Consider the following 9,561-nt stretch of genomic DNA (forward strand, 5'->3'; position numbering starts at 1 on the left):
GCAACCGCAGCGCCAAGCTCGCCAAAGCCCTAAACGAGCGAGGCTACAACGTCACGAATCTACTCGACGGCACGAAAGAGTATAATTACGAGCTGGTGAAATAGCTCGGTTCGGGCTTTTGAAGCGAAATTTTAAAAGCCCGAATTTTATAAAATTTGCAAATTTTTCATAATTTGATGGTTGCTTATTTTACGGCGCGAAATGTAAAATTTAACTTCGCGCCTGGCGCGTAAATTTAGGCACCGCAAATCCGCAAGATTTTAGCGGAGCTTTTGTGCTACATTTGGCGAGGCTTCATCGCGAGCAAAATTCTACACGCATTGGTTTGGTGTAAAATTTTACTTTGGAATTCCGCTCTCGGAATTTTGCGGTGCGAAGTTCCAAGCGGCGAAATCTTTCAAAAATTTTAAATTTCAGCAAATTTAACTATTCGGTATGGATGAATTTCATTCAAAAACATGATCAAAAACTTTTCGCGAGTTTTAAACCTCGCAAATTCTTGATTAAATTTTGGCTCAAGATAAGTTAAGTGGATTTTCTCTTATCATTTTTAGCAGAATATGATAGAGTTCTCTTGTGTCTTTACTGTTATTATATCTAAATTCACACTCTTTTAGATGAAGCAAGAAATTCTCTTTCTTTATTCCTTTAAATTTAGCTAGTCTATGTTTAGCGTATCCCCAGAAATTCTCAATACCGTTTATATGGTTTTTGCCGTTTGCGAATTCATTCTTTGGAGTGCTTTACTCTATAATGAGCTTTAGCTCCGTAGTCAACTAAGCCGTCATAAGCTTTCCAACAATCAGAGTAAATCACGCTTTCGTCAAGATAGCTAAACTCCGACAGTATCGGTATTGGTTCACTTGCAGAGCAGTTTTTGACTACTTGAGTATAGACCTTACCATCACGCTTTAGCATTTCGAATACCGGAGTTTTGTTTGCTGCTCCTCTACCTCTTTTACCTCTTACCCTTTTAGCTCCAAAGTAGCTTTCGTCTATTTCTATCTCTCCGCTAAATTTAGAAATTTTCTCGCACTCATTAGTCATAAGAATTTTAATCTTCTTTAGAATTTTATTGATGGGAATTCTAGAGATTCCCGTAAAATTTGCTATTTTAGTAGCTTCTATATCCTCTGCAAAATACTTGAGAATTTCTCTAAATTTCTTTTCTGAAATTCGGGAATGATAAATATACTTGTTTTTCATTAGCAGGATCATAGTTAAAAACTCCTTTGAAAGTTTTTAACTTGTCTTGAGCCAAAAATATAAACGTGCGTGGATTATTACTTTTAGCGGCGGTAAGGATTCTACCTGTGTTTTGCAGTTAATGTATGAAATGATAACCAAGCTGCCTAAAGATGAGTTAAATCCTACTTATGCGATACTTTCAGATACTTTAGTAGAAGCTCCTAATGTAGCCGTTTATTTTAAAAATATTGTAAAGGCGATAAATTTAGACGCCAAGACGCGCGGACTTCCTTTTGAAATAATAGTTGCTCATCCATCGCCGCAAAATGAATTTTGGGTAAATCTTATTGGTAAAGGTTATCCAAGTCCTACGCGTATATTTCGATGGTGTACAGAACGTCTAAAAATAAATCCTATGAAATCAATTGTAAAAAATATCGTAGAAAAGCATGGAAGTGCAATAATGACGCTAGGCGTACGAAAAAGTGAGAGTATGAATCGTCGTCGAAGTATAGAAAAGCGCACTGTTAGCGAGGATGGATTTAGTAAGCATGATGACTACGAGAATGTACTAATTTATTCGCCGATCACCGAGTGGCTTACAGAGGATGTTTGGAGCTATCTTACTACGCAAAATCCGCCACCTTGGGGCATTAGTCACGCTAAGTTATTTTCGCTTTATTCGCAGGCTAGTGGCGATGAATGTCAGTTTATAATCGATAAGTCGCAAAGTAGCTGCGGTGGAAGCCGCTTTGGATGTTGGGTATGTACGCTGGTAAACGAAGATAAATCTATGCAAGGCTTCATAAAAAGTGGTGAGAGCTCTCTGGCGGTACTAAATGAATTTCGGAATTTTATAAAGGAGGCTAGGGAAAATCGTTCAATGAGGTGCGATTTTAAAAAAGATGGTAGTTTTAGTCCAGGACCTTTTACGTCTTCGGCGCGAAAAGAAATTCTAAGAAGGCTTTTGCGTGCCGAAGCAGAATTTAAGGCGTGCGGCGGCAGTGAGCTAATTAGTGACGAACAACTAGGAATGATCGCTAAGATTTGGGAAAAAGAATTCGATAGCGAAAGCTCGTGTATTACAATATCAAAGGAGTTTGGCAGAATGCAAAATATTGAAATTTCAACGCCCATATTAGAGGATGTTGATTTAATCGATACGACAAGTAAGGGTGGAGAGGCGGCAAAGCGCATTATCTCAGAAATAGTGCGAAAAGAAGGTATCAAGGATAACGAAATTTATGAGATCATTATGAAAAATATTGATGATGAAACGGCGAAGCTAGGAGAGAGTGATGATATTTTATAAACGCATTACGATTTGTAATCTTTTCGCTTATTATGGTGAACAGAATGTAGAATTTACCTTGTCACAAGGCAAGCCCATATATTTACTTTTCGGAAGGAATGGATTCGGCAAGACTAGCTTTATAAGAAGCGTGAAATTACTTTTTGCAGGAAGCAGAATGCTAGATGCAGGCGAAAATGTACTGGAAGTCGTATTAAATTTTACTGGCACACGTAGTAGAGGTGTTTTTACACCTAGGGTTCTACTGCTAGGTCAAAATAGTGAAAACGGATGGCGGGGCGCTTTTAACCGTCGTGCGCTTAGCAACGACGAGAATAAATTCTATATTGAGTTAGTGTTTGATGAAGATAAACGCGAGATAATCATTAGGAGAGAGTGGAGTAGATTTCCTGATCTATGCGAAAAGTTAATTTTTATAAAAGATGGCGAGCGGCTGGAAAACAATCAAGCTCGCGAGGAGATCGAGAGAATTCTACCGTTAAATTTTTTACAGTTTTTTGTATTCGACGGCGAAGAGATCGAGGCGATGGCAGACGAGGTCAGCACCGAGCTAAAAGATAAAATTCAAAGCATGTTGAATATTGCCGTATTAGATAGATTATCGGATCAGATCAATAAGGCGGAAAGAGAACTAATCTCACAAAGTAATATGGCAAGTAAAATTAAATCTGATCTAGACTTATGCGAGGGCCGACAAAAAAGCGAGGAAGAGCGCTTTCAAAATGCTAAAATAAATATAAAATTTTACGAAGCTCAAGTGAGCGATAAATCTGCCGCTATAACTGCTAAAAAGAAAGAATTGGAAGGTAAGATAAGGAGCAATTCTAAAGAAAGCGAGGGCCTGCAAAATGCTAAAGATGCTGCTATGGCTAACCTGCAAAGAGCCAAGCAAAGTATTGCGGAATTCGGTGGTGAAATTTTATTCGCAGGATTGGACGAATTCTTCTTGGAACTTTTATCTAGGATAGAAAAGAGTAGTGATACTAGCGGGTTCAATAAAGAAAGCCTTACTAAGTTAGCCAAATTTAGCGCAGATTACTTATTGCGTGAAAAAATAGGGTTTAAATGCGACGCGATAGATTTAAATACATATTTACGTGATGCATTTTTAGAATTTATCAAAAATAATGACGGAGAATTTAAAGGAATTAATAAAAGCACCATTCCTATCGTTTATAGCGCTGCTAAAGAAAATTCCGTTAAACTTTTAGATGCCGTAAGAGACGCTAAAAATGCTAAGTCTGATATCTCTCGTATCTCACGCAATCTAGATGATCTCATTTCAGATTCATCGGTTGATACGGAATTGGCTAGTCTAAACGAGGAGATCGAGGCATTAGAGGTAGAAAAGTTGGAAGCGAGCGAGAACCTAAGAAAAAATATTGAACAAAAAACCAACTCTGAAAAGCATATAGGCGAGCTAGAAATAGAAATTGCTGCGTTAAAAGATAAAGCGGCCCGCGACTTGCGTATTAAAAAGAAGTTGAATTTGCTATCGGAGATTAAGACTCAGATTATCACCTATAAATCGGGACGCATAACAAGAACCGGAGAGAGACTAAAAGATAAAATTTTGTCTAATTATAAGCATCTAATTGCTGAGGACAACGTAGTGGACATTAAGATCGATAACTTCATCGTGAAATTTATCGATGCAAGCGGAGAAGCTATTGCTGTACGAAGCCAGAGTGCAGGTCAGAAACAAATTGCTGCGATTAGCATATTTTGGGCGTTATCTAAGTTAAGCGATAGATGCTTGCCTCTTATTATTGATACTCCGCTAGCCAGACTAGATGCCTCTAACCGTAAGAATGTCATTCAAAACTATTATGCAAATGCGTCCAATCAAGTTATCGTGTTACCTACAGATACTGAATTCAGCCAAAGAGAGCTGGAATTTGCAAGTGGTAAAATCGCAGGGATTTACGACATCACTAATGATAAAGATTCACGAGATAGTGCAAGCATAAAACCAAGGAGAGAATAATGCTAGGGAAAATTTATACCAAAGCCGGCGAAGAAAATTTCATTGCTAATATTATAAAAAATTCTCTCGCCGTAGATGTGCCTAAATATGTAATTTTGAGGATGGCAATCAACAAATCCTTTCGATTAGAATATAAAAGTTTAGATAATCCATGTTATGCTAATTTCATCCTATACGATGGATTTTCTAGTGGGGGTGGAGAATATAATATGTCCCAAGTAACTGGCAGTGGCAAAGAATCTAAAGACTATACAGATATTTTACGTGCAGCTTTTATGCTAAGGCATAAGAGCGAAAATTTAGATTTTAGCGACGATGCAATTTTTATTAGTGTTATCGAAAAATATATCCATCGTGGACTTTACGAGCTAAATAATCTCTACAAAAGCAAGGATGACTTTTATCAATTCCTGATTGATGAATTTAGCGTTACAATAGAGCCAAAAATTATACCTGCAGAAGAATCAATTTCTGAAAGGTTATATGAGGATAAGATACGAGAATATTTTACTTCCGCCGGTATAAAAGCAGAAATTCTATCTAGTGACCATGCATTGCGTCACGACGTATTTAAAATCCGCTTTAAAGATATGAAAGACTATGCTCGGGTTGAAAACGAAGTTGATGACTACAAGGTAAAATTTGGTCTTTACTCCGATGCTTCAACACAATACGCAGGTGAACAGATGAGCTTAAATTTATATTTGCCTAGACCTAAAAGTCAGTGGAAAAAATTTGATGCAGATGATTTTGGTTTCGATATATCTAGCTATACAAAAAGCTACGCTTTGCCCGCTTATTGCGGTCGCAATATCAAAAATGAGGCATTTTTCTTTGATTTATCACAGCACTTGCTTATCGGTGGTACTAGCGGTAGCGGCAAGTCCATGCTTTTACATACGCTCATTACGTCGCTAGCAATGTTAAATCAAAATATACGCTTTGTACTCATAGATCCTAAAAATGGAGCTGAGTTTGGTATTTACGATAAACTAAGAAGTTTAAGCGAGCTTGGCGGAGTAGTCAAGGATATATCTCATACACAAGCCGTGATTGATGCTGTCATTAAGGAAATGGATAGACGTTATAGTGTTCTAGCCAAAGAAGGTGTCAGCAAAAACGCTGAACTTTCTACTCCGATGCCAAGTATAGTTGTGGTTTTCGATGAAGTTGCTGATGCTTTCGGTCAGATTAAGATGCTTCAAGATAGTATCGTGATCTTGGCACAAAAGGCTCGTGCTGCGGACATTCATCTAATCATAGCGACCCAAACGCCCAATGCAAATATTTTTAAGCAAGAATTGCGCGCAAATTTTGATTTACGAATCGCCTTAAAAGTGCAAAATGTCAAAGCCTCTCAGATTGTCTTGGACGAAAGCGGAGCCGAAAAGCTTCTAGGCGCAGGCGATATGCTAGTAAAACTAAGTGGTTCGCAGCCGCAGCATATATTTGCGCCGTATTTAAGCAAGGGCGATGTTAAACGGCTTTTAGAGCTAAAATAGATCGCTGATTTTGTCACAATATGCTAGGATAAAATAGCTAAAAGCCCTAAATCCTATGTCACAAAATTTGCGTCGCTATAACAATCCTATAAATTCCACGGTTTAAATGTGCCGCGGAATTTCAGGCGGAATTTTGTTGCAGCGGTTATGGCGTAGTAGCGCGTAAATTTAAAGCAAAAGCCTAAAATTTTGCAGCGATCTATACCCTAAGCTGGGCTTTAAAATTTAATTCTGCCAGATATTTTCGTTTAATTTTAGACTTTTTACTATGGATAGAAAGAATAAAAGCTCGTGCTTGATAGACGCCGCAGGATCGAAACTAAGTACGCTACGATCCACGCTAGGCTCGAAACTATCGTATCCCGTGCGGATGAAAATATAGACGTTTCTGCCAGAAAAGCTTAAACTGATCGGTCCGCCGGCACCGCTTCTAAAGCGAAGCAAGCGCCGCATAAAGGCGGGCGTGAGGGCATACATTGCAGACACCGCATCGGCGCTATACACGTTAAATGCGGAGCTAAACTCGCTATCATCCATCGCGATCTTCTTAAGTCCGCCGAGTGTTGGCCTCGCGCTGAGCGAAGGCAGGATCACCGCCACCGAGTTTACGCGCTTTTTAAATTCCGCGTAGAAAAATATCCCCCTGCTGTTATGTCGTTCGTCGGTGTGGGTCACGCAAACATCCGCAAAGCTGAAAAATACTCCGTCATAAACGCCGGAAATTTTATCTTCCCAATCAAAATAGCTTATGCCATCCACAAAAAGACCGCTTGCGCGCAAATACGCCGGCCTAAACGAGCCTGAAATTTCGTAGCGATAACCTAGGCTTGCGATATAGGGCGCAATATATTGGTGTTTAAAGGCGCGGACGAATTTTTTGGATCTGTTGTATTTGATCCGCTCCAGCACGGCATCCGCGATATTAAACAAAGAAAGGCAGGTGGTTACGAGTGCGATGACGAAGCGCAAGGTATCATTCTCGCACATTTCTACGCCTTTGGCAAGCATACACAGCAAGGTGCAAAAGATAAATACGTGCACTATATTTGCATCTTTATTCACTACTCTAAAAGAAATGCTGCCGCAGCTAAATACCACTATGATCCAGCAGAGGTCTACTGCTGCTTCTTGATCTCTAAAATTGAAAAATAGCCACAGCGCCGAGGCTAGCACCGCTAGTACTATTATCGAAAACGCCGTGCCTTTGCGCTGCTCCGCCTCATTTAGGACGCCGAGCCTTAGTTTTTCCAGTTCGTTTGCGGTCATCTTTCTCTTTCTAAATTTAGCTAGTAAATTTTAAAGCTTAGCCTCGAACCGCCCCTAAATTTAAAGAACTAAGCTTTAAATTTATAAAATTCCGCGGAATTTCGCTCTTTAAATTTAGCGCGAATCTCTGCGCTAAATTTAGCTTCGGCACAAAATTTCTACGATCACCTGCGGTAATAGCTCATGTTCGATCTCGTGGATTTTGGCCTCATAAGCCTCAAAGCTCATTCCTGCGCTCTTTTCAAACGCGCGCTGAGCGATGATCGCGCCGCCGTCAAGCTCCTCGCTGACCCAGTGCACGCTCACGCCGCCCACCTTCATATCGCTCTCAAAGCTCTGCTCTATCGCATGCGCGCCCTTAAAAAGCGGCAGTAGCGACGGGTGCAGGTTTATCGCGCGAACCCTGCTCGTAAAAACGGGCGTGAGAATGCGCATAAAGCCCGCAAGCACCGTAAGCTCCGCGCCGCTTTTTTCGATCTCGCGTACGAGCACGGCGTCGAACTCCTCGCGACTAGCAAACTCTTTGTGATTTAGGATCACGCTTTTTAGCCCGAATTTTGCGGCCTTTGCTATGCCTCTCGCGTCCGCTTTGTTGCTTAGCGTTAGCACGACTTCGATCTTGGTTTCGCCAAAAATTTTGCCGTGCAGCTTCTGCAGGATCGCCTCCAAATTTGAGCCGCTACCGCTAAAAAGCACGGTGAGCTTTTTCACAACCATTTTACCTCCTCGATGAGATCGAGCGGATTTAGCGCGTAGGAGTTTTTGGCGAAGGCTCGCGCGGCGAGCGAGTGGGCTAGGACTCCGCAGATCGAGGCTTGCAGAGGCGAGTAGCCTTGCGCGAGCAGCCCGCCTATGAGCCCTGCGAGCACGTCGCCGCTGCCGCCCTTTGCGAGCGCGGCGCTACCCTTGTCGCAGACGTAGATGATGCCAGCTTGGGCGATGAGCGTGTTTGCGCCCTTTAGTACGAGCACACCGCTAAATTTATCGCTCCACGCCTGCGCAAGCTCGAAGCGGCGCTCTTGCAGCTCTCTCACGCTAATATCTGCGATGCCCGCGATCTTTAAAAGCGAGCAAAACTCCTTTGGATGGGGCGTTAGGATTAAATTTGAATTGGCGTTTAGCAGGCTTAAAATTTCACGCTTGTAGCACAGATCGGCGTCGATGACGCAGCTTTTGTCCCGCAGCGCGGCAAGATCGATCTTCCGCTCCCCGAGGCCGCAGCCGCAAACTACGACCCGCGCGGCATCGAATGAGCTTTTTTGCATCAAAATCGGGCTTAGATTTAACGGCCCCTCACTAACGACGCTAACGAGTCCGCTGCCGATCGCATGCGCCGCTAGAGCCGCCATCTGCGCCGCTCCGCTCATCTGCCCGCTTACGACGTAGGTGTGCCCGAAGTCGCCCTTGTTGGTGTTTTGCTTCCTGCGTAGCGGCAGCTTCAGATCGCTTTTTTGAAGTAGAAAATATTCGCTCCGCTCTTCAAAATTTTGGCGCGAAATTCCAAGATTTGCGACTTTGATCCGCCCTACATAATCCTTCGCGCCGTCCGAAAATAGCGCGAGTTTAAGCGCACCCATCGCGATCGTCAAATCCGCGCAAAATGCACCGCCTAAAATGCGCCCGTTCTTATCGATGCCGCTTGGGATATCGACTGCGATTTTTAGCGATTTTGCGCTATTTGCGAGAGATAAAATTTCACAAATTTCAGCGCTTACCGGTTTATTCAAACCGCTGCCGAAAATCCCGTCGATTATGCAGTCTGCGCTTGTAATCTCATCGCGCAGGATGCTCGGCTCGCCGCATTCGCTGCCTAGATTGCCGCACTCGCCGCCGCGCGCCGCGATCTCAAATTTAGCGCCCGCAAATTTCGTGCTTAATTTATCGTCGCCACCTAAAATGTCCGCGCCGCTTAGGCTTTCGCGCTTTCCCCGCGGCTCGCTCGCGCCCTTTAAATAGGAACCGCCTACACTTTCATGCGCGCAGGCATCCTTGCTAGACGCGCCCTTTACGTGCTCGCAAGCGTCTTTCGCGCTCGCGACATCGATAAGCTTAACGCCCGTAGCCCGCGCTGCATTCGCTTGAAATTTGCCCGCCGCGCCTTTATTTTGAAGCACGCAAAGCGCCGTGCAGCTAAAATCGCCGCTTAGCTTTCGCAGTGCCGCCATCGCGTCCGCGCCGTTATTTCCGCCGCCGCAAAGCGCTAAAACGCGCGAACCCTTTTTGAGCCGCTTTCTGATCTCGCTCTCGATCCTGCCGGCGGCGTTTTCCATTAAAATTTGCTCGCTAAGTCCAAATTTTGCGCTTGC

General features: G+C 42.8%; 6 protein-coding genes and 1 pseudogene. 3 read left to right on the top strand and 4 right to left on the bottom strand.

The features are described from left to right. Window positions 1-515 precede the first annotated feature (515 nt). A pseudogene (locus tag Q0614_RS09720) lies at window positions 516-1,212 on the bottom strand (IS1595 family transposase). A gap of 40 nt (window positions 1,213-1,252) precedes the next feature. Here Q0614_RS09720 and dndC point away from each other — a divergent pair. From dndC to Q0614_RS09735, 3 genes are read left to right on the top strand one after another with little or no spacing between them, the layout of a single operon-like run. Beyond that, window positions 1,253-2,500: a DNA phosphorothioation system sulfurtransferase DndC gene (gene dndC / locus Q0614_RS09725; protein WP_298788354.1), complete on the top strand. Its 1,248-nt coding sequence runs from the start codon at window positions 1,253-1,255 to the stop codon at window positions 2,498-2,500. Further along, window positions 2,487-4,487 carry an AAA family ATPase gene (locus Q0614_RS09730; RefSeq protein WP_298788355.1) on the top strand — a complete coding sequence of 667 codons (2,001 nt, stop codon included), beginning with the start codon at window positions 2,487-2,489 and terminating at the stop codon, window positions 4,485-4,487. The genes dndC and Q0614_RS09730 overlap by 14 nt, the downstream gene beginning before the upstream one ends. Continuing rightward, a complete protein-coding gene (locus Q0614_RS09735; protein WP_298788357.1) occupies window positions 4,487-5,989 on the top strand; it encodes an FtsK/SpoIIIE domain-containing protein in 1,503 nt (500 codons plus the stop codon). Before Q0614_RS09730 ends, Q0614_RS09735 begins: the two co-directional genes overlap by 1 nt. A gap of 225 nt (window positions 5,990-6,214) precedes the next feature. Here Q0614_RS09735 and Q0614_RS09740 read toward each other — a convergent pair whose 3' ends face one another. From Q0614_RS09740 to Q0614_RS09750, 3 genes are all read right to left on the bottom strand, one after another. Then, window positions 6,215-7,255 (bottom strand): DUF3137 domain-containing protein, encoded by a 1,041-nt coding sequence (locus tag Q0614_RS09740; protein WP_298788359.1) that lies wholly within the window; start codon window positions 7,253-7,255, stop codon window positions 6,215-6,217. A gap of 138 nt (window positions 7,256-7,393) precedes the next feature. Next, a complete protein-coding gene (gene purN / locus Q0614_RS09745) occupies window positions 7,394-7,972 on the bottom strand; it encodes a phosphoribosylglycinamide formyltransferase (RefSeq protein ID WP_298788361.1) in 579 nt (192 codons plus the stop codon). Further along, a partial coding sequence (locus Q0614_RS09750) for an NAD(P)H-hydrate dehydratase (RefSeq protein WP_298788363.1) occupies window positions 7,963-9,561 on the bottom strand: 1,599 nt, incomplete at its 5' end. The genes purN and Q0614_RS09750, both read right to left, overlap by 10 nt.

Source organism: uncultured Campylobacter sp., from assembly GCF_937997595.1.
Classification (GTDB): Bacteria; Campylobacterota; Campylobacteria; order Campylobacterales; family Campylobacteraceae; genus Campylobacter_B.